The following is a 20695-nucleotide window of genomic DNA, read 5'->3' as shown; positions in this document are numbered from 1 at the left end:
TTCAGAGGGTAGTCAATTGAACGACATGGCAAAGAATCTGATTCTGTGGCTGATCATCGCGGCGGTACTGGTGACCGTGATGAACAATTTCTCGAGCCCGAGCGAGCCACAGACGCTGAACTACTCGGACTTCATCCAGCAGGTCAAGGATGGCAAGGTCGAGCGAGTGACCGTGGATGGCTATGTCATCACCGGCAAGCGTAGCGACGGCGATACCTTCAAGACCATCCGCCCGGCGATCCAGGACAACGGCCTGATCGGCGACCTGGTCAACAACAACGTCGTGGTCGAGGGCAAGCAGCCCGAACAGCAGAGCATCTGGACCCAGTTGCTGGTCGCCAGCTTCCCGATCCTGGTGATCATCGCCGTCTTCATGTTCTTCATGCGCCAGATGCAGGGTGGCGGCGGCGGTCGCGGCGGCCCGATGAGCTTCGGCAAGAGCAAGGCGCGCCTGCTGTCCGAGGACCAGGTCAAGACCACCTTCGCTGACGTCGCCGGCTGCGACGAGGCCAAGGAGGAGGTCAGCGAGCTGGTCGAGTTCCTTCGCGATCCGGGCAAGTTCCAGCGCCTGGGCGGCCGTATCCCGCGCGGCGTGCTGATGGTCGGCCCGCCCGGCACCGGCAAGACCCTGCTGGCCAAGGCCATCGCCGGCGAAGCCAAGGTGCCGTTCTTCACCATTTCCGGTTCCGACTTCGTCGAGATGTTCGTCGGCGTGGGCGCTTCCCGTGTCCGCGACATGTTCGACCAGGCCAAGAAGCATGCGCCGTGCATCATCTTCATCGACGAGATCGACGCCGTCGGCCGCCATCGCGGCGCCGGCCTGGGCGGTGGTCACGACGAGCGCGAGCAGACCCTCAACCAGTTGCTGGTGGAGATGGATGGCTTCGAGATGAACGATGGCATCATCGTCATCGCTGCCACCAACCGTCCGGACGTTCTGGACCCGGCGCTGCTGCGTCCGGGCCGCTTCGACCGCCAGGTGGTGGTCGGCTTGCCGGATATCCGCGGGCGCGAACAGATCCTCAAGGTGCACATGCGCAAGGTGCCGCTGGGCGACCATGTCGATCCTGCCGTCATCGCCCGCGGTACGCCCGGTTTCTCCGGCGCCGACCTGGCCAACCTGGTCAACGAGGCTTCGCTGTTCGCCGCGCGCTCCAACAAGCGCATTGTCGACATGCGCGAGTTCGAGCTGGCCAAGGACAAGATCATGATGGGCGCCGAGCGCAAGACCATGGTCATGTCCGAGAAGGAGAAGCGCAACACCGCCTACCACGAAGCCGGCCACGCCATCGTCGGTCGCCTGGTGCCGGAGCATGACCCGGTCTACAAGGTGTCCATCATTCCGCGCGGACGCGCCCTGGGCGTGACCATGTTCCTCCCCGAGGAAGATCGCTACAGCCTGTCCAAGCGCGCGCTGGAAAGCCAGATCTGCTCGCTGTTCGGCGGCCGTATCGCGGAAGAGATGACCCTCGGCTTCGAAGGCGTCACCACTGGCGCTTCCAACGACATCATGCGTGCTACCCAGTTGGCGCGGAACATGGTGACCAAGTGGGGTCTGTCCGAGAAGCTCGGCCCGCTGATGTACGCGGAGGAGGAGGGCGAGGTGTTCCTCGGCCGTAGCGCCGGCAGCCAGCACGCCAATGTGTCGGGCGAGACCGCCAAGATGATCGACCAGGAAGTCCGGCGCATCATCGACGACTGCTACGGTACCGCCAAGCGACTGCTCGACGAGAACCGCGACAAGCTGGAGATGATGGCCGACGCACTGATGAAGTACGAAACCATCGACTCCGACCAGATCGACGACATCATGGCCGGTCGCGTGCCGCGCGAGCCGCGTGACTGGCAGGGTGGTTCGGGTACCGGCACCCCGCCGGCCAACCTGGAAGAGTCGGGCCGCCGCGAGAACACCCCTCCCATCGGTGGGCCGGCCGGCGAGCACTGAGAGCCCTGAATGAGCAATCCGCAATACCCGACCCGACTGCCTTGCGGCAGTCGGGTTCTTGATTTGGCCCGCCCACATGTCATGGGCATCCTCAATGTCACCCCCGATTCCTTTTCCGATGGCGGCCGTTACGACCGGCTGGACGATGCCCTGCGGCATGCCGAGCGCATGGTGCGGGAAGGCGCAACGCTCATCGACGTCGGCGGCGAGTCGACCCGTCCCGGTGCGCGCAGTGTTTCTCCGACGGAGGAGCTGGAGCGGGTCGCTCCGGTAGTCGAACGCATCGCTCGCGAGCTGGACGTCGTGATTTCGGTGGATACCTCCACGCCCGCGGTCATGCGCGAAACTGCGCGTCTCGGAGCGGGTCTGATCAACGACGTCCGTTCGCTGCAGCGCGACGGTGCGCTGGATGCTGCGGTGGATAGCGGCCTGGCGGTCTGCCTCATGCACATGCGTGGAGAACCGCAGACCATGCAGGATGCGCCTGCCTACCAGGATGTGGTGGCGGAAGTCGGCGCGTTCCTGCAGGAGCGTGTGGATGCCTGCGTGGCGGCCGGAATCGACCGCGAGCGGCTGTTGCTGGATCCGGGTTTCGGTTTTGCCAAGACACTGGAGCACAACCTGGTGCTGTTCAGGCATCTGCAGGCACTCCATGGCCTGGGCTTGCCGTTGTTGGTCGGCGTTTCGCGCAAGAGCATGATCGGCAAGGTACTGGGGCGGGAGGTGGACGAACGCCTCTACGGCAGCCTAGCTCTGGCGGCCCTGGCGCTGGCCAAGGGCGCACGGATAATTCGAGTGCATGACGTGGCGGCGACCGTCGACGTGATGCGAATGATCTCCGCCGTTGAAATGGCGGATTGAGCACGGAAGACAAAAGATGAGCAGAAAATACTTCGGGACTGACGGTATCCGTGGTCGTGTTGGCGAGTTTCCGATTACTCCGGACTTCGTTCTCAAGCTGGGCTGGGCGGTGGGCATGGCCTTCCGCCGGCAGGGCAACTGCCGGGTCCTGATCGGCAAGGATACGCGCAGCTCGGGTTACATGTTCGAGTCGGCCTTCGAGGCCGGGCTCTCCGCTTCCGGCGCCGATACCCTGTTGCTGGGACCGATGCCTACCCCCGGCATCGCCTACCTGACGCGGACTTTCCACGCCGAGGCCGGGGTGGTGATCAGCGCTTCGCACAATCCCCACGACGACAACGGCATCAAGTTCTTCTCCGGGCAGGGGACCAAGCTGCCGGACGACGTCGAGCTGATGATCGAGGAACTGCTCGATGCGCCGATGACCGTGGTGGAGTCCGCCCGTCTCGGCAAGGTTTCGCGGATCAATGACGCGGCGGGGCGCTACATCGAATTCTGTAAGAGCAGCGTGCCGACCAGCACCGACTTCAACGGTCTCAAGGTCGTGCTCGACTGCGCCAACGGCGCTACCTACAAGATCGCTCCTAGCGTCTTCCGGGAACTGGGCGCGGAAGTGACGGTGCTGGCGGCCAGCCCGAATGGCCTGAACATCAACGACAAGTGCGGTTCCACTCACCTGGATGGCCTGCAGGCTGCGGTGGTCGAGCACCATGCCGACCTCGGCATCGCCTTCGACGGCGACGGCGACCGGGTGATGATGGTCGACCATACCGGTGCGGTCGTGGATGGCGACGAACTGCTTTTCCTCATCGCGCGCGACCTGCAGGAAAGCGGGCGCCTGCAAGGCGGTGTGGTCGGCACCCTGATGAGCAACCTCGGCCTGGAGCTGGCTTTGCAGGAACTGCATATCCCGTTCGTGCGGGCGAAGGTCGGCGATCGCTATGTGATGGCCGAACTGCTGGCTCGGAACTGGATGCTGGGAGGGGAGAATTCGGGACATATCGTCTGCTGCCAGAACACCACGACGGGCGATGCCATCATCGCGGCGCTGCAGGTGCTGATGGCGCTCAAGCATCGCGGCCAGACCCTGGCCGAGGCGCGTCAGGGGATTCGCAAGTGCCCCCAGGTGCTGATCAATGTGCGCTTCAAGGGCGAAAACGATCCGCTCGAGCACCCCTCGGTGAAGGAGGCCAGCGTCCGCGTCACCGAGCAAATGGGCGGGCGCGGTCGTGTCCTGCTGCGCAAATCCGGCACAGAGCCGTTGGTCCGGGTGATGGTCGAGGGCGACGAGGAAGCTAGCGTTCGTGCCCACGCCGAACAGTTGGCAAAAATTGTTTCTGAGGTATGTGCTTGATTTTGCTTGCCAGTCTGGAAACTGTTGAGTAACATCTGCGCCCACTTTGCCCCGCGAGGTACAGCATGCGTCGACCCTTGGTGGCCGGTAACTGGAAAATGCACGGTACGCATTCCAGTGTGGCCGAGTTGATCAAAGGCTTGCGTCAGCTGGCGTTGCCGAGCGGAGTCGATGTAGCTGTGATGCCGCCTTGCTTGTTCATCAGCCAGGTCATCCAGGGCCTGGCCGGCAAGGCGATCGATGTAGGTGCGCAGAACAGCGCCGTCGAGCCGATGCAAGGCGCGCTGACCGGTGAGACTGCTCCCAGTCAGTTGGCGGATGTCGGTTGTAGCATGGTCCTCGTGGGCCACTCGGAGCGTCGCCTGATTCTCGGCGAGAGTGACGAGGTTGTGAGTCGCAAGTTTGCCGCGGCTCAGTCGTGCGGCCTGGTGCCGGTGCTGTGTGTCGGGGAGACCCGGGCGGAGCGCGAGGCGGGCAAGACGCTGGAGGTTGTCGCAAGGCAGCTGGGAAGCGTGATCGACGAGTTGGGTGTTGGAGCTTTTGCTCGCGCAGTCGTGGCTTACGAGCCGGTCTGGGCGATCGGGACCGGGTTGACCGCGTCCCCCGCGCAAGCCCAGGAAGTGCACGCGGCGATCCGCGCGCAACTGGCAGCGGAAAATGCCGAGGTCGCAAAAGGTGTGCGACTCCTTTACGGCGGCAGTGTAAAGGCGGCAAGTGCAGCCGAGTTGTTCGGCATGCCGGATATCGATGGGGGGCTGGTAGGTGGAGCCTCCCTCAATGCGGATGAGTTCGGCGCGATCTGTCGTGCCGCGGGAAGCTGAAGATGCTGGAAAAGGTCGTAATTGTCGTGCATCTGCTGATGGCATTGGGTCTTGTTGGCCTGATCCTCGTTCAGCATGGCAAGGGTGCGGATGCAGGGGCTTCTTTCGGTGCAGGTGCTTCGGCAACTGTTTTCGGAAGCCAAGGTTCCGCTACCTTTTTGAGTCGGATTACTGGTATACTGGCAGCGGTTTTTTTCTTGACCAGCCTTGGCTTAGCGTACTTCGCTAAAGAAAAGTCTGATGCTCTGCAACACATCGGGCTGCCGGATCCGGCAGTTCTGGAGCAGAAGCAAGAGAAAGCACCGGCCGCTGACGATGTGCCGGTTCTTCAGGAGCAGTCCAAGCCTGCGGAAAGTGCAGGCGATGTACCGGCGGCTCCTGAACAGAAGTAAGAGAAAGGTTTCTGCCGAGGTGGTGGAATTGGTAGACACGCTACCTTGAGGTGGTAGTGGCCATAGGCTGTAGGGGTTCGAGTCCCCTCCTCGGTACCATATAAGCAAGCCCCGTCCTGCGGGGTTTGTCTCCGCAAGGTTCGGTTGACCCATCAGGGTGTCGGTCGTATAATCTTGCACCAGCTTTGACGCGGGGTGGAGCAGTCTGGTAGCTCGTCGGGCTCATAACCCGAAGGTCGTTGGTTCAAATCCAGCCCCCGCAACCAGTTTTTCAGGGCCCCTTTTTAGGGGCTTTTTGTTAGCTGGACAGTCCATGCCACGGTTCCGAGTGGCAATTTAGGGATGGGCGTTTCGCCCATTTTTTGTTTCTACGACATACGCGAGGCGATCAGGTGTCGAGCAAGCTAGAACAGTTGCAGGCCTTGCTGGCCCCTGTGGTCGAGGCGCTCGGCTATGAGTGCTGGGGCGTCGAGTTCATTTCCCAGGGTCGTCATTCGGTGTTGCGCGTCTATATCGACCGCCCCGAAGGCATCCTCATCGATGACTGTGAAGCCGTCAGTCGGCAGGTCAGCGGTATTCTCGACGTCGAAGACCCGATCAGCGGCGAGTACACCCTGGAGGTGTCCTCTCCGGGCATGGATCAGCCGCTGTTCACCCTCGAACAGTTCGCCAAGCATGCCGGCGAGCAAGTGAAGATCAGGCTGCGTTCGCCCTATGAGGGGCGGCGTAACTACCAAGGCATTCTCCGTGGTGTGGAGGAGCAGGATGTGGTGGTCCTGGTGGACGATCACGAGTACCTGCTGCCGATCGATTCGATCGACAAGGCCAACATCATTCCCCGTTTTGATTGAGACGCGAATCCGCGGATCCAATGGATTGAAAGGCGAGGCGTACAATGAGCAAAGAAGTACTGCTGGTTGTTGAGTCGGTATCCAACGAAAAGGGCGTACCGGCCGGCGTGATTTTCGAGGCGCTGGAGCTGGCTCTGGCGACCGCCACCAAGAAACGTTTCGAGGACGAGGTCGACCTGCGCGTCGAGATCAATCGTCATAACGGCAGCTACGAGACTTTCCGTCGTTGGCACGTCGTCGCCGACGAGGACTACCAGGACCCCGCCACCGAGATCACCGTCGAGGACGTCCAGGAGCAGAAGCCGGGCGCGAAGGTCGGCGAGGTCATCGAAGAAAAGATCGAATCCATCGAGTTCGGCCGCATCGCTGCGCAGACTGCCAAGCAGGTCATCGTGCAGAAGGTCCGCGAGGCCGAGCGCGCCCAGGTGGTCGATGCCTACCGCGAGAAGGTCGGCGAGATCATTTCCGGTACCGTGAAGAAGGTCACCCGCGACAACGTCATCGTCGATCTCGGCAACAACGCCGAGGCGCTGCTGGCCCGCGACCAGATCATTCCGCGCGAGACCTTCCGCGTTGGCACCCGCGTGCGTGCCCTGCTGAAGGAGATCCGTACCGAGAACCGCGGTCCTCAACTGGTCCTGTCGCGTACCGCGCCGGAAATGCTGATCGAGCTGTTCCGCATCGAAGTACCGGAAATCGCCGAGCAGTTGATCGACGTGATGGCCGCCGCCCGTGACCCGGGCTCGCGCGCCAAGATCGCCGTTCGTTCCAAGGACAAGCGCATCGACCCGCAGGGCGCCTGCATCGGCATGCGCGGTTCGCGCGTCCAGGCGGTATCCGGCGAGATCGGTGGAGAGCGGGTGGACATCGTCCTGTGGGACGACAACCCGGCGCAATTCGTGATCAACGCCATGGCTCCGGCCGAGGTGGCGGCGATCATCGTCGACGAGGATACCCATACCATGGATATCGCCGTCGCCGAGGACAATCTGGCGCAGGCTATCGGCCGCAGTGGCCAGAACGTCCGTCTGGCCAGCCAGTTGACCGGCTGGACCCTGAATGTGATGACCGAGGCGGATATCCAGGCCAAGCAACAGGCCGAGACCGGGGATATCCTGCAGCGCTTCGTCGACGAGCTGGATGTCGACGAGGAACTGGCCCAGGTACTGGTGGAAGAGGGCTTCACGACTCTTGAGGAAATCGCCTACGTACCGATGGAAGAGATGCTCAGCATCGATGGCTTCGACGAAGACATCGTCAACGAGCTGCGCTCCCGTGCCAAGGATCGCCTGCTGACCAAGGCCATTGCGACCGAAGAGAAGCTCGCCGACGCACAACCGGCAGAAGACCTGCTCAGCCTCGATGGCATGAGCAAGGAGCTGGCCCTGGACCTGGCGCTGCGTGGCGTAACCACCCGTGAAGATCTGGCCGAGCAATCGATCGACGATCTGCTCGACATCGACGGCATGGACGAAGAGCGTGCCGGCAAGTTGATCATGGCCGCCCGGGCCCATTGGTTCGAGTAAGCAGTCGCGGCCTGAGGAGAGAAGTGCATGACGCAAGTCACGGTGAAAGAACTGGCCCAGGTGGTCGACACACCGGTGGAGCGCCTGCTGCTGCAGATGCGTGACGCAGGTCTGCCGCACACCAGTGCCGAACAAGTTGTAACGGATAGCGAGAAGCAAGCCCTGCTGACCCACCTGAAAGGCAGCCATGGCGATCGCGCCAGCGAGCCGCGCAAGATCACCCTGCAACGCAAGACCACTACCACGCTGAAAGTGGGTGGCAGCAAGACGGTGAGCGTCGAAGTTCGCAAGAAGAAAACCTATGTCAAGCGCAGCCCCGACGAGATCGAGGCCGAGCGCCAGCGCGAACTCGAGGAGCAGCGCGCGGCGGAAGAGGCGGAGCGTCTGAAGGCCGAAGAGGCCGCTGCCCGCCAGCGTGCCGAAGAGGAAGCGCGCAAGGCCGAGGAAGCTGCGCGTGCCAAGGCTGCCCAGGAAGCAGCGGCTACTGCCGGTGCCGAGCCTGCCGTGGTGGCGGATGTCGCGGTTGCCGAACCAGTGGCCAAGCCTGCCGCCGTGGAAGAGCGCAAGAAGGAAGAGCCGCGCCGCGTGCCCAAGCGTGACGAGGACGATGACCGCCGCGACCGCAAGCACACCCAGCACCGTCCCTCGGTCAAGGAGAAGGAAAAGGTTCCTGCTCCGCGCGTGGCTCCACGCAGCACCGACGAGGAAAGCGATGGTTACCGTCGCGGCGGTCGTGGTGGCAAGTCGAAGCTGAAGAAGCGCAACCAGCACGGGTTCCAGAACCCGACAGGACCGATCGTGCGTGAAGTGAACATCGGTGAGACCATCACCGTAGCCGAGTTGGCCGCCCAGATGTCGGTCAAGGGTGCCGAAGTCGTCAAGTTCATGTTCAAGATGGGCTCCCCGGTGACCATCAACCAGGTCCTGGACCAGGAGACCGCCCAACTGGTCGCCGAAGAGCTGGGCCACAAGGTCAAGCTGGTCAGCGAGAACGCGCTGGAAGAACAACTGGCCGAGTCCCTGAAGTTCGAAGGCGAGGCAGTCACCCGCGCGCCGGTCGTCACCGTCATGGGCCACGTCGACCACGGCAAGACCTCGCTGCTCGACTACATCCGTCGCGCCAAGGTCGCCGCGGGCGAGGCCGGCGGCATCACCCAGCATATCGGTGCCTACCACGTCGAAACCGAGCGTGGCATGGTGACCTTCCTGGATACCCCCGGCCACGCCGCGTTCACCGCGATGCGTGCCCGTGGCGCCCAGGCGACCGACATCGTGATCCTGGTGGTCGCGGCCGACGACGGCGTCATGCCGCAGACCCAGGAAGCCGTGCAGCACGCGAAAGCGGCGGGCGTGCCGATCGTGGTCGCGGTGAACAAGATCGACAAGCCCGAGGCCAACCCGGACAACATCAAGAACGGCCTGGCCGCTCTCGACGTGATCCCGGAAGAGTGGGGCGGCGACGCTCCCTTCGTCCCGGTTTCGGCGAAGCTCGGTACTGGCGTCGATGAACTGCTCGAAGCGGTCCTGCTGCAGGCAGAAGTGCTCGAACTGAAAGCCACTCCGTCGGCCCCGGGCCGTGGCGTGGTGGTCGAGTCGCGCCTGGACAAGGGACGCGGCCCGGTGGCCACCGTGCTGGTCCAGGACGGTACCCTGCGCCAGGGCGACATGGTGCTGGTCGGCATCAACTACGGTCGTGTCCGCGCCATGCTCGACGAGAACGGCAAGCCGATCAAGGAAGCCGGCCCGTCGATCCCGGTCGAGATCCTCGGCCTGGACGGTACGCCGGATGCCGGTGACGAGATGACCGTGGTCGCCGACGAGAAGAAGGCCCGCGAAGTCGCCCTGTTCCGTCAAGGCAAGTTCCGTGAGGTGAAACTGGCGCGTGCCCATGCCGGCAAGCTGGAAAACATCTTCGAGAACATGGGCCAGGAAGAGAAGAAGACCCTGAACATCGTCCTCAAGGCCGATGTGCGCGGTTCGCTCGAGGCTCTGCAAGGCTCGCTCAGCGGCCTGGGCAACGACGAAGTGCAGGTCCGCGTGGTCGGTGGCGGCGTCGGTGGCATCACCGAGTCCGACGCCAACCTGGCGCTGGCTTCCAACGCGGTGCTGTTCGGCTTCAACGTGCGCGCCGACGCCGGCGCGCGCAAGATCGTCGAAGCCGAAGGTCTGGATATGCGTTACTACAACGTGATCTACGACATCATCGAGGACGTCAAGAAGGCCCTGACCGGCATGCTCGGCAGCGATCTGCGGGAGAACATCCTGGGCATCGCCGAGGTGCGCGACGTGTTCCGCTCGCCGAAGTTCGGCGCGATCGCCGGCTGCATGGTCACCGAGGGCATGGTGCACCGCAACCGTCCGATCCGCGTGCTGCGCGACGACGTGGTCATCTTCGAAGGCGAGCTGGAGTCTCTCCGTCGCTTCAAGGACGACGTCGCCGAAGTGCGTGCCGGCATGGAGTGCGGCATCGGCGTGAAGAGCTACAACGACGTCAAGGTCGGCGACAAGATCGAAGTGTTCGAGAAGGTCGAAGTCGCACGCAGCCTTTGATGGCGAGTGCGTAACCACAGCGCCCGGGCCGGCTTCCAGCTGTCCCGGGCGTTTGTCGCTTTTTTTTCCAGTGACCGGGTGTCGCTGGAGGCAGGTTGAAAAATGGCAAAAGACTACAGCCGTACCCAGCGTATCGGCGATCAGATGCAACGCGAACTGGCTCAACTGATCCAGCGCGAGATCAAGGACCCGCGCCTGGGCCTGGTCACCATCACCGGTGTCGAGGTCAGCCGCGACGTGGCGCACGCCAAGGTGTTCATCACCGTCATGGGCCAGGACGATGCCGGCAAGATCGCCCTGAACATGGAAATCCTCAACGACGCCGCCGGCTACCTGCGCATGCTGCTGGGCAAGTCGATGAAGCTGCGCAGCGTGCCGCAACTGCATTTCCACTACGACGAAAGCATCCGCCGCGGCGCCGAGCTGTCGGCGCTGATCGAGCGTGCGGTGGCCGAAGACGGCCGCCGCCACGGCGACGAGACCGAGGACTGAGCGTGGCCCAGGTGAAGCGTATCCGCCGCTCCATCAGCGGCATCCTGGTGCTCGACAAGCCGCGCGGCATGAGTTCCAACCAGGCACTGCAGAAAGTCCGCTGGCTGCTCAATGCCGAGAAGGCCGGCCACACCGGCAGCCTCGACCCGCTGGCCACCGGGGTGCTGCCGCTGTGCTTCGGCGAGGCGACCAAGTTCTCCCAGTATCTTCTCGATGCCGACAAGGGTTACGAGACGGTGATGCGCATGGGCATCACCACCACCACCGGCGACGCCGAGGGCGAACTGCTCGCCGAGCGGGACGTGACCGTCGGTCGGGACGATCTCGAACAGGCCCTGCCGCGCTTCCGTGGCGACATAGAGCAGGTGCCGCCGATGTACTCGGCGCTGAAGAAAGACGGACAGCCGCTGTACAAGCTCGCCCGTGCAGGAGAGGTAGTGGAGCGCGAGGCGCGTTCTGTTACTATTACGCGCCTGGATTTGCTCTCCTTCGAGCCGCCCTGTGCGACCCTGGCCGTTTCCTGCAGCAAAGGCACCTACGTGCGTACGCTGGTGGAAGATCTCGGCCAGGTCCTGGGCTGCGGCGCGCACGTCGCGGCACTGCGGCGGACCCAGGCCGGGCCGTTCGCCCTGGCCCAGGCGATCACCCTCGAGACGCTCGAACGCGTGCATGCCGAAGGTGGTCCGGAAGCGCTGGACCAATTCCTGATGCCGGAAGACAGCGGCCTGTTGCATTGGCCGGTGTTGCAGTTGTCCGAGCACAGTGCGTACTACTGGCTGCACGGGCAGCCGGTGCGGGCCCCGGAAGCGCCGAAGTTCGGCTGGCTGCGGGTGCAGGATCACACAGGTCGTTTCATCGGTATCGGTGAAGTGACCGACGACGGGCGTATCGCCCCGCGTCGACTGATTCGGTCATAAGACCGATACGAGGGTGGCTGTCAGCAGGCACGGTCATTCCTCCTTTTAAAACACGGGAAGCGATTCCCGGCCTGTTCACTCAGAGGAAGCCCATCATGGCACTGAGCGTTGAAGAAAAAGCGCAGATCGTTAACGAATACAAGCAAGCTGAAGGCGACACCGGTTCCCCGGAAGTGCAGGTAGCCCTGCTGTCCGCCAACATCAACAAGCTGCAGGATCACTTCAAGGCCAACGGCAAGGATCACCATTCCCGCCGTGGTCTGATCCGTATGGTTAACCAGCGCCGTAAGCTGCTGGACTACCTGAAGGGCAAAGACGTGTCTCGCTACACTGCCCTGATCGGCCGTCTGGGTCTGCGTCGCTAAGCGACGCCGGTCGGCAGCTTGAAGCAAGGAGCTGGAAGTCTGGCGTCGATACCCGCACACGAGGCGGGTATCGGCGTCGGGCTTCCAGCTTCGCGCTTTCTAGGAATCGATTCGGGTCCGACTCCCGGCATTCCACCGATTTCCCCCAAGGCAACATAGAAGGTAAAGACACCGTGAACCCGGTAACCAAGCAATTCCAGTTCGGTCAGTCGACCGTCACTCTCGAGACCGGCCGTATCGCTCGCCAGGCCACCGGCGCCGTACTGGTCACCATGGACGACGTCAGCGTGCTGGTCACCGTGGTCGGCGCCAAGTCGCCGGCCGAAGGCCGCGACTTCTTCCCGCTGTCCGTGCACTACCAGGAAAAGACCTACGCCGCAGGCCGTATCCCCGGTGGTTTCTTCAAGCGTGAAGGACGTCCTTCCGAGAAGGAAACCCTGACCTCGCGCCTGATCGACCGTCCGATCCGTCCGCTGTTCCCCGAAGGTTTCATGAATGAAGTGCAGGTCGTCTGCACCGTCGTTTCCACCAACAAGAAGTCCGATCCGGACATCGCCGCGATGATCGGCACCTCCGCCGCCCTGGCGATCTCCGGCATTCCGTTCGCCGGCCCGATCGGCGCCGCCCGCGTTGGTTTCCACCCGGAAATCGGCTACATCCTCAACCCCACCTACGAGCAACTGCAGAGTTCCAGCCTCGACATGGTCGTGGCCGGTACCGAAGACGCCGTGCTGATGGTGGAGTCCGAGGCCGACGAACTGACCGAAGACCAGATGCTCGGTGCCGTGCTGTTCGCCCACGACGAGTTCCAGGCGGTGATCCGTGCCGTCAAGGAGCTGGCCGCCGAAGCTGGCAAGCCGGCCTGGGACTGGAAAGCCCCGGCGGAAAACACCGTGCTGGTCAACGCCATCAAGGCAGAGCTGGGCGAAGCGATCTCCCAGGCTTATACCATCACCATCAAGCAGGACCGCTACAACCGTCTGGGCGAGCTGCGCGACCAGGCCGTGGCCCTGTTCGCCGGCGAGGAAGAGGGCAAGTTCCCGGCTTCCGAGGTCAAGGACGTATTCGGCCTGCTGGAATACCGCACCGTTCGCGAGAACATCGTCAACGGCAAGCCGCGTATCGACGGTCGTGACACCCGTACCGTGCGTCCGCTGCGCATCGAAGTCGGCGTGCTCGGCAAGACCCACGGTTCCGCGCTGTTCACCCGTGGCGAAACCCAGGCCCTGGTCGTCGCGACCCTCGGCACCGCGCGTGATGCCCAGCTGCTGGATACCCTGGAAGGCGAGCGCAAGGACGCCTTCATGCTGCACTACAACTTCCCGCCGTTCTCGGTAGGCGAGTGCGGCCGCATGGGCAGCCCGGGTCGTCGTGAAATCGGCCATGGCCGTCTGGCCCGTCGTGGCGTCGCCGCCATGCTGCCGACCCAGGACGAGTTCCCCTACACCATTCGCGTGGTTTCCGAGATCACCGAGTCCAACGGTTCCAGCTCGATGGCCTCCGTGTGCGGCGCCTCCCTGGCGCTGATGGATGCCGGTGTGCCGGTCAAGGCGCCGGTCGCCGGTATCGCCATGGGCCTGGTCAAGGAAGGCGAGAAGTTCGCCGTCCTGACCGACATCCTCGGTGACGAAGACCACCTGGGCGACATGGACTTCAAGGTTGCCGGTACCGACAAGGGCGTCACCGCCCTGCAGATGGACATCAAGATCAACGGTATCACCGAAGAGATCATGGAGATCGCCCTGGGCCAGGCCCTGGAAGCTCGCCTGAACATCCTCGGCCAGATGAACCAGGTCATCGCCAAGCCTCGCGCCGAGCTGTCCGAGAACGCCCCGACCATGCTGCAGATGAAGATCGACTCGGACAAGATCCGCGACGTCATCGGCAAGGGCGGCGCGACCATCCGTGGTATCTGCGAAGAGACCAAGGCCTCGATCGACATCGAGGACGATGGCAGCGTGAAGATCTACGGCGAAACCAAGGAAGCCGCCGAGGCCGCCAAGCTGCGCGTCCTGGCGATCACCGCGGAAGCCGAGATCGGCAAGATCTACGTCGGCAAGGTGGAGCGCATCGTCGACTTCGGTGCCTTCGTCAACATCCTGCCGGGCAAGGACGGCCTGGTGCATATCTCGCAGATCAGCGACAAGCGCATCGACAAGGTCACCGACGTGCTGCAGGAAGGCCAGGAAGTGAAGGTCCTGGTGCTCGACGTGGACAACCGTGGCCGCATCAAGCTGTCGATCAAGGACGTGGCTGCCGCCGAAGCTTCCGGCGTGTAAGTCGAGTCGTGATCGATGAAAACAGGGCCCTCGGGCCCTGTTTTCGTTTCCGCGACACGCTTCTCGGCGAAGGGGGCGTATCCTTGCATTTTGCAAGCCCTGTCATCCCCAATTCGGCATTCTGCAACCGTCTCGCTTCCAGTCTGTTTTTTAACTTATTGTTTTTAAATGATTTTATTTTAGAGGAAAACTGGCACAGCGCTTGCGATATCTACTATGCAACTGACGCCAGGAATGGCTGCAGTTTTTCGAAATCCATAGGAGAAACCGCAATGAAATTCAGCAAACTCGCTATTGCCGCTGCTACTGCCACTGCTCTGAGCTTCTCGATGGCCAATGCGTTCGCTGCCCAGCCCATCAGCCTGGCGGCCAACGACACTATGCAGAAAACCGAAGAAGCGGTTTCCGATACCTGGATCACCAGCAAGGTGAAATCCAGCCTGATCGCCAACAAGAATGTCAGTGGCGTCGATATCAAGGTCGAGACCAACAAAGGTGTGGTTTCCCTTTCCGGCAACGTGAAGAGCGATGCCGAGCGTGACCTGGCGATCGAGACCGCCAAGGGCATCAAGGGCGTGAAAGCCGTTTCCGCCGATGGCCTGAAATCGGTCGAGTAAGCGCCCGGGCCGAACGATCCCTTTTCCCTCGTCACCAGGAGGAAGACCGATGAATTCCGATGTGATCAAAGGTAAGTGGAAGCAACTCACCGGCAAGATCAAGGAGCGTTGGGGCGATCTGACCGACGACGATCTCCAGGCTGCCGACGGACATGCCGAATACCTGGTCGGCAAGCTGCAGGAACGCTATGGCTGGTCCAAGGAAAGGGCTGAACAGGAAGTTCGCGACTTCAGCGACCGCCTGTGAACAGGTAGAAAGAAGCCCCGCCGGGATTGCCCGGCGGGGCTTTTTCATGGGCGCTGGATTCAGTCGCCGCGCCGGCTCTGGATGGCGCTGAGGCGGTTGCCCTCGAAACGGACGAAATACAGCATGCCGTTCCATGGGCCATAGACCCATTCCTGGACCTCGACCTCGTAGCGCTTGCCCCATTCCCCGACGACCTCGCGATAACCCAGGCTGTCGCGGCTGCGTGGCTCGCCGCAGCGCGCAAGGACGTCGGCGCTGCTGTCGCCGGTACTCACCAGGCGGCTGCCGCAACGCAGCGAATCGGCCTGAGCATGTGCCAACGGCAGCAGGGACAGCAACGCCACCAGCCCGGTGCGCGGAAGCGAGCGATTCAACGCTTGAACTCGATGCGTTTCAGCTTGTTGGCTTCGAAGGTCAGGATGTAGGTCACGCCGTTGCGCGGGCCGTACACCCACTCCTCGACCTTGAATTCCCGCCGATCGTAGCTGCCCAGGGTATAGCCGACGTCGTCGCGGTGATCCGGAGCGCCGCACTTTTGCTGTACTTCGAAGGCCCGGTCGCCGACGCTGACCAGCGCACTGCCGCAACGCATGGTGTCGGCCTGTGCGCTCGCGCAGGCAAGGTAGAGCAGGGGGGCCGCGAGGGCGGCGAATCGCTTGTGCACGGTATCACTCGCTATCCAGGTGCAGTTGGGTGTCGACATTACCCTTGTCTTCGCCTTCGGCGAAACTGACGTCGATCAAGTAGATGCGATCGTCCGGCAACTGGCCTTTCTCCACCAGGTAATCCTTGATCCGGGTGGCCCGGGCCTGGCCAATCTGGCGCAGCAGCACCTGGCTCTTGGCCCAGGAAGCGATCACCGCTTCGCGCATCTTCGCGGTGCGTTCGTCGCTGTCCAGTTCCTTCCACTCGGCCGGTGGCTGCTGCTTCAGGCGGGTCCGGTAGATGCCTTCGAGCAGCGGTGCCTGCATGTTCTCCGGCACCTCGAGCTGCTTGGCGTCGCTCGGTACCTTGTCGCCGCGACGCTGGAGCATGCGGTAGTAGGTGTTCTGGTATTCCAGTTCGAGACGCTTGGCGCCGATCGAGGGACCGTCAGCCGCGGCGGAGGCCACGCCTTCCACTTCCAGGCGCAGCGCCGGCCGCTCCTTGAGCGCATCGGCGAGCTTGTCGAGGTTGGCCTGGGCTTCTGGCGTCAGCTCGTCGCTGCCCGCGGCGAAGGGTACCGTGCCGAGATCCTCGTTACCGCCGGCGGCGAGGCCGGCGATGAACTTGAACGGCGCCTGCACGGCGCGCAGGACCAGGTTGCGCAGGGTCTGCCAGACGATCGGCATGACGCTGAACTCCGGGTTGTTCAGATCACCGGCCACCGGCAACTGGATATCGATGTTGCCCTTGGTGTCCTTGAGCAGGGCTACCGCCAGCTTCACCGGCAGGTCCACAGCATCCGGGCTGTCGACCTTCTCGCCGAGTTGCAGGCCTTCCAGCAGGACCTTGTTTTCCGCCTTCAGTTGGCTGCGTTCGATCTGGTAGTGCAGGTCCAGGTTGAGTCGCCCCTTACGGATGCGGTAGCCGGCGAACTTGCCGGAATAGGGCGTCAGGGTGGTCAGCTCGACGCGCTTGAAGCTGGTGGTGATGTCGAGCTTCTTCAGCGGGTCGAATGGGTCCAGTTCGCCGGCGATGGTCACCGGTGCGTACTTGTCGACCTTGCCCTTGATGTCCACCTTGGCCGGCTGCGAGTTGCGCGTGTCGAGGGTGCCGACTTCGCCGCTGAGCTGCTGGATGGCGGTACCGAACGGCGGCATCAGGGTCAGGTCGGCGAAGTTCGCCGAGCCGTTGTTGATCCGTACGCCGCCGATATGGATGCCCAGCGGCTTGCTCGCCGGCGCGTTCTTGCTTTCGGCGGCGGTCTTGCCGGACGAACTAGCCGGTTGCGGGATGATCAGCTCGCTGACGTTGGTGCTGCGATCTTCGTTGATGATGAAGCGGGCGTAGGGCTCCTCGAAGGACACGCTCTGGATCGACAGGCTGTCCTCGTGCCGGTAGGCGAGGCCGTTGAGGGTCAGTTTGGTCCATTTGACGAAGTCGCGGTCCTTGATGGTATCCAGGGTATGCAACTGGCTGACTTCGGCGCTGCCGTCGACGCTGAAAGCCAGCGGCTCGACGCTCTTCAGGTCGACCGCCAGCTCGCTGCCAAGGAAGCCGCTGCGCAGTTCCAGGCGGATGAACGGCGAGATGTAGGCCTGGGCCACGCGCAGGTCGATGTCGCGGGTACTGACCTTGAGCCTGGCGCTGACCGGGTCGAGCACCACCTGGCCGCTGGCCTGGACCTGGCCGCGGTTGCCGAGGCTGGTCTTGAGCTTGAGGTCGAAGGGGGTCTTGCCGAGGCTGTCGACGTTCTGCAGGTCGAGGTCCAGCGGGCCGACTTCCAGCGGGACCTCGGTGGCCGGCTGGCGATCCACCAGGTGCGCCTTGTAGCCGCGCAACTGGGCGTCGCGCAGGACGATGTGCCAGGGCTTGGCAGGCGTCTCCGCGGCGGCTTTCGTACTTTCCGGCGGAGGCGTCTTTGCAGTGCCGGCGAGCTGTTGCGGAGAGTCGCTGGCCGCCTTGTCGATCTCCGCAGTCTTGGCCGTTTCCTGCCCGGTTGCCTTGCCGGTCTTCGGAGCCTTGCTCGTCTCTTGCTTGGCTACCTTGTCGGCAGCGCCTTCCGCGGCCTTGGCGGACTCTTTGTCGTCCGTTGCCCTTTCCGTCTCGGCGACGCTGGCGTCCTTCTCCGCCGGCCTGTCCTTGCTCGCTTCGCCCGAGGCTATCGCGGCTGCCTTGGCGGCACCGTCGGTTGCCGGTTCGCTGGTGGTCTTCGCCGCGTCGGTCGGGGCAGCGGCGGGATCGGTGTTTTCCGCCGGCTTGGGTGCAGGCGCCTTGCGTGGCGGCGGCGTGAAGTCGGCGAACAGTTTCTGCCAGTCGAGCTGGCCGTCCTTCTCGCGCGCGGCCCAGGCCTCCAGGCCCTGGCTGCGGACTTCGCCGAGCACCACTTCCTGCTTGGCCAGGTCCAGGGTGGTAGCGGCCACGTCGAGGCTGGCGAGCTTGGCCAGCGGCTTGCCCTGGGGCGAATTGATGCTGAAGTCGGCGAGTTTCAGCGCGGCCTTGTCGAGCAGCAGTTGGGTGTCCTTGGACAGGTCCAGGCGATAGTCGCTGGAGAGGCTGACCACGCCGTTCTCCAGCACCAGCGGGGCATTGTCGCGGACATAGGGCCACCAGGCCTTGAGCTGGATATCCTTGACGCTCAGGTGGCCCCTGGACGTGATCGGCACCAGGGTCAGGTCGCCTTCCCAGTCGAGGCGGCCGCCGTTCGGGCCGGTGGCGACCAGGGTCATCTTCGCGCCGTCGTCGGGCAGGGTGCTGAGGTTGTGCAGCTCGAAGCCCAGCGGATCGAAGCTGAAGTCCACCGGCTCGCTCGGTCGCAGGTCCTGGAAGTGCAGGCTGCCCTCGGCCAGTTGGATGCGGTCGATGCGCAGCGGGAACGGGTCGCTCGGCTGTTCAGGCTCGGGCGATTCGCTCGGCGGGATCCTGAACAGGCTGGCCAGGTTGAGCTGGCCCTTCTCGTCGAACAGCAGTTCGGTATGCGGACCTTCCAGCTCGACGTCGGCCAGGTGCAGCTGGCGTTTCCACAGGCTGTCCAGCTGCAGGTTGGCGTACAGCCGGCGGAAGGCCAGCTGGGGGTTCTTCTCGTCGCCCAGGCGCAGACCCCAGAGGGTCAATTCCAGGCTGAAGGGGTTGAATTCGATACGTTCGAGACGTGCGGGGACGGTGGCGTATTGCGCCAGTTGCTGGTTGGCGACGCGCAGCCCGATGCCGGGTATGAGCAGGAAGCCCAGCAGGCAATAGACGAGGAAGGTGATCAGCAGGGCGCTGACAGCGCGTTTCAGTCCTTTGGGCATGGCTCTCTTTCGTTTTCCGTTCTAAGCGGTGCGTTGGAGTATGGCACGGCCTCAAGGTTCCGACCGTGATTCGCGCCGTTTCAGAGCCTTTGGACGGGTATTCTTGCTGTCACGGCACGAAAGTTCAGTGACTCACCGGCGGCAGCCCCATGCGCCGGCAGGCTCGATGCATCGAAGCGTTGCGCACCGCCCAGCGCAGCAAGGGTACGCTGCGCCTGACGCTGCCGCGGATCAGGCGGCGTTGCAGCGGACTGAACGGGAGGTCGAGCATCGATCCGGCCCATTCCGGCAACAGCTCGGCGCCTGCGCGCAGCATCAGCGCGCCGAACGGCCTGGCCAGGGTGCTGGGCGCCGGCGCGTTGAAGAGAATCCGCACCACTTCACGGGTGCGTTCGTCGCAACGCAGCCGCGGACGCATCGCCTCCAGGTAGGCGGCGATCTGCTCGCGGTCGCGCGGTACCGCGCGGGCGCCGAGGCGTTCGGCGACCAGGGCGATTTCCGAGTAGTAACGGTCCTGCTCGCTGCCCGGCAGGTCGGGATTGAGATAGCGCAGGTAGGACTTGAGAAAGCTGCTGACCTCGGCGACATGCACCCAGGTCAGCAGATCCGGGTCGCTGGCGGAATAGGGCGTGCCGTCGGGCAACTGGCCGATGACGCTTTCGTGGATGCGCCGGACCCGCTCGATCAGTCGCTCGGCATCGGCCAGCGGGCCGTAGGTGGTGGCCGAGATGAACTGACCGGTACGACGCAGGCGCCCGAGCAGGTCGTCGCGGAAATTGGAGTGGTCCCACACCCCCGCCAGGGCCAGCGGATGGAGCATCTGCAGGAGCAGCGCGCCGATGCCGCCGATCATCATGCTGCTGAAGTCGCCGTGGACCTTCCAGCAGGCGGCGTCGGGGCCGAACAGGCCCGGATCGCCTTTCGGCGATTCGAAGTCGACACCGCCGACGGCGAGCCCGGTAAGGCTCAGCACCTGGCTTTCGATATGGCGACGGACGCTTTCCATGGGGGGCTCGCTACGACGGGGCAGGCACGAGCTTAACCCAGGCGCCGGAGCGACTGGAACCGTCCCGCGCCGCAGGGCGGCGGGACGGTTGCGCGGGTCAGCGGTTGAGGCGATTGTCGATCAACCCCTGCACCACTCCCGGATCGGCCAGGGTCGAGGTATCGCCGAGACTGTCCAGCTCGTTGCAGGCGATCTTGCGCAGGATACGCCGCATGATCTTGCCGGAGCGGGTCTTCGGCAGGCTGGGCGCCCATTGCAGGTGATCCGGCTTGGCGAAGCTGCCGATCTCCTTGCCGACCAGGGCCAGCAATTCCTGTTGTAGCGCCTCGCTGGGCTGACTGCCGGCCATCAGGGTGACGAACGCGTAGATGGCCTGGCCCTTCACGTCATGCGGGCAGCCGACCACTGCCGCCTCGGCCACCGCATCGTGCAGGACCAGCGCGCTCTCGACCTCGGCGGTGCCGATCCGGTGTCCGGAGACATTGATCACGTCGTCGACCCGGCCGGTGATCCAGTAGTAGCCGTCCTCGTCGCGGC

18 protein-coding genes, 2 tRNA genes and 1 pseudogene are annotated in these 20695 nt (G+C 63.6%); 16 read left to right on the top strand and 5 right to left on the bottom strand.

The window, feature by feature from the left end:
• The first annotated feature begins 25 nt into the window (after nt 1–25).
• The 16 genes from ftsH to HMPREF2716_RS06515 all read left to right on the top strand — a co-directional run bounded on the left by ftsH (nt 26) and on the right by HMPREF2716_RS06515 (nt 15217).
• Nucleotides 26–1945, top strand: a complete 1920-nt coding sequence (ftsH, locus tag HMPREF2716_RS06590) for an ATP-dependent zinc metalloprotease FtsH (RefSeq protein WP_003095200.1) — start codon at nt 26–28, stop codon at nt 1943–1945.
• Between the two features lie 9 nt (nt 1946–1954).
• Complete coding sequence (gene folP, locus HMPREF2716_RS06585; protein ID WP_003095197.1) at nt 1955–2806, top strand: dihydropteroate synthase; 852 nt, start codon at nt 1955–1957, stop codon at nt 2804–2806.
• 16 nt (nt 2807–2822) lie between these two features.
• Nucleotides 2823–4160 carry a phosphoglucosamine mutase gene (glmM, locus tag HMPREF2716_RS06580; protein WP_003095196.1) on the top strand — a complete coding sequence of 446 codons (1338 nt, stop codon included), beginning with the start codon at nt 2823–2825 and terminating at the stop codon, nt 4158–4160.
• Nucleotides 4161–4225: 65 nt separating this feature from the next.
• Nucleotides 4226–4981 carry a triose-phosphate isomerase gene (tpiA, locus tag HMPREF2716_RS06575; RefSeq protein ID WP_003100513.1) on the top strand — a complete coding sequence of 252 codons (756 nt, stop codon included), beginning with the start codon at nt 4226–4228 and terminating at the stop codon, nt 4979–4981.
• A 2-nt stretch (nt 4982–4983) separates the two neighbouring features.
• Nucleotides 4984–5373: a preprotein translocase subunit SecG gene (gene secG, locus HMPREF2716_RS06570; RefSeq protein WP_003095194.1), complete on the top strand. Its 390-nt coding sequence runs from the start codon at nt 4984–4986 to the stop codon at nt 5371–5373.
• 13 nt (nt 5374–5386) lie between these two features.
• A tRNA-Leu gene (locus HMPREF2716_RS06565) sits at nt 5387–5472 on the top strand.
• Nucleotides 5473–5562: 90 nt separating this feature from the next.
• Nucleotides 5563–5639, top strand: a tRNA-Met gene (locus tag HMPREF2716_RS06560).
• A gap of 126 nt (nt 5640–5765) precedes the next feature.
• Nucleotides 5766–6224, top strand: a complete 459-nt coding sequence (rimP, locus tag HMPREF2716_RS06555; protein WP_070621838.1) for a ribosome maturation factor RimP — start codon at nt 5766–5768, stop codon at nt 6222–6224.
• 44 nt (nt 6225–6268) lie between these two features.
• Complete coding sequence (nusA, locus tag HMPREF2716_RS06550) at nt 6269–7750, top strand: transcription termination factor NusA (RefSeq protein WP_003095192.1); 1482 nt, start codon at nt 6269–6271, stop codon at nt 7748–7750.
• Between the two features lie 27 nt (nt 7751–7777).
• A complete protein-coding gene (gene infB, locus HMPREF2716_RS06545; protein ID WP_003113908.1) occupies nt 7778–10300 on the top strand; it encodes a translation initiation factor IF-2 in 2523 nt (840 codons plus the stop codon).
• Nucleotides 10301–10402: 102 nt separating this feature from the next.
• Nucleotides 10403–10792, top strand: a complete 390-nt coding sequence (gene rbfA, locus HMPREF2716_RS06540; protein WP_003095188.1) for a 30S ribosome-binding factor RbfA — start codon at nt 10403–10405, stop codon at nt 10790–10792.
• Nucleotides 10793–10794: 2 nt separating this feature from the next.
• Complete coding sequence (truB, locus tag HMPREF2716_RS06535) at nt 10795–11709, top strand: tRNA pseudouridine(55) synthase TruB (protein ID WP_003100522.1); 915 nt, start codon at nt 10795–10797, stop codon at nt 11707–11709.
• Nucleotides 11710–11804: 95 nt separating this feature from the next.
• Entirely contained in the window at nt 11805–12074 is a 270-nt protein-coding gene (rpsO, locus tag HMPREF2716_RS06530) for a 30S ribosomal protein S15 (protein WP_003095184.1), read from the top strand.
• A 173-nt stretch (nt 12075–12247) separates the two neighbouring features.
• The gene (gene pnp, locus HMPREF2716_RS06525; protein WP_003095181.1) at nt 12248–14353 is read left to right on the top strand and encodes a polyribonucleotide nucleotidyltransferase; all 2106 of its coding nucleotides are present in this window, start codon (nt 12248–12250) and stop codon (nt 14351–14353) included.
• Nucleotides 14354–14625: 272 nt separating this feature from the next.
• The gene (locus HMPREF2716_RS06520; RefSeq protein ID WP_003095177.1) at nt 14626–14970 is read left to right on the top strand and encodes a BON domain-containing protein; all 345 of its coding nucleotides are present in this window, start codon (nt 14626–14628) and stop codon (nt 14968–14970) included.
• A gap of 49 nt (nt 14971–15019) precedes the next feature.
• The gene (locus tag HMPREF2716_RS06515) at nt 15020–15217 is read left to right on the top strand and encodes a CsbD family protein (protein ID WP_003095174.1); all 198 of its coding nucleotides are present in this window, start codon (nt 15020–15022) and stop codon (nt 15215–15217) included.
• A 59-nt stretch (nt 15218–15276) separates the two neighbouring features.
• On the opposite strand, the gene HMPREF2716_RS06510 is transcribed toward HMPREF2716_RS06515, so the two are convergent.
• From HMPREF2716_RS06510 to HMPREF2716_RS06490, 5 genes and pseudogenes are all read right to left on the bottom strand, one after another.
• Nucleotides 15277–15591, bottom strand: coding sequence for a DUF2845 domain-containing protein (locus HMPREF2716_RS06510; RefSeq protein WP_003100526.1), 315 nt, complete (start codon nt 15589–15591; stop codon nt 15277–15279).
• Nucleotides 15588–15881, bottom strand: coding sequence for a DUF2845 domain-containing protein (locus HMPREF2716_RS06505; RefSeq protein WP_016562379.1), 294 nt, complete (start codon nt 15879–15881; stop codon nt 15588–15590). The genes HMPREF2716_RS06510 and HMPREF2716_RS06505 overlap by 4 nt, the downstream gene beginning before the upstream one ends.
• Before the next feature lie 4 nt (nt 15882–15885).
• On the bottom strand, nt 15886–19152 hold the full coding sequence (locus tag HMPREF2716_RS06500) for a DUF748 domain-containing protein (RefSeq protein ID WP_023105605.1): 3267 nt from the start codon (nt 19150–19152) through the stop codon (nt 15886–15888).
• A gap of 124 nt (nt 19153–19276) precedes the next feature.
• Nucleotides 19277–20158, bottom strand: coding sequence for an oxygenase MpaB family protein (locus HMPREF2716_RS06495; protein WP_003109315.1), 882 nt, complete (start codon nt 20156–20158; stop codon nt 19277–19279).
• Nucleotides 20159–20255: 97 nt separating this feature from the next.
• Nucleotides 20256–20695 (bottom strand): annotated as a pseudogene (locus HMPREF2716_RS06490) (acetyl-coenzyme A synthetase); the annotation flags it as partial.

Source organism: Pseudomonas sp. HMSC076A11 (genome assembly GCF_001810205.1).
Lineage (GTDB): Bacteria > Pseudomonadota > Gammaproteobacteria > Pseudomonadales > Pseudomonadaceae > Pseudomonas > Pseudomonas aeruginosa.
This window is presented reverse-complemented; position numbering and strand designations above follow the sequence as displayed.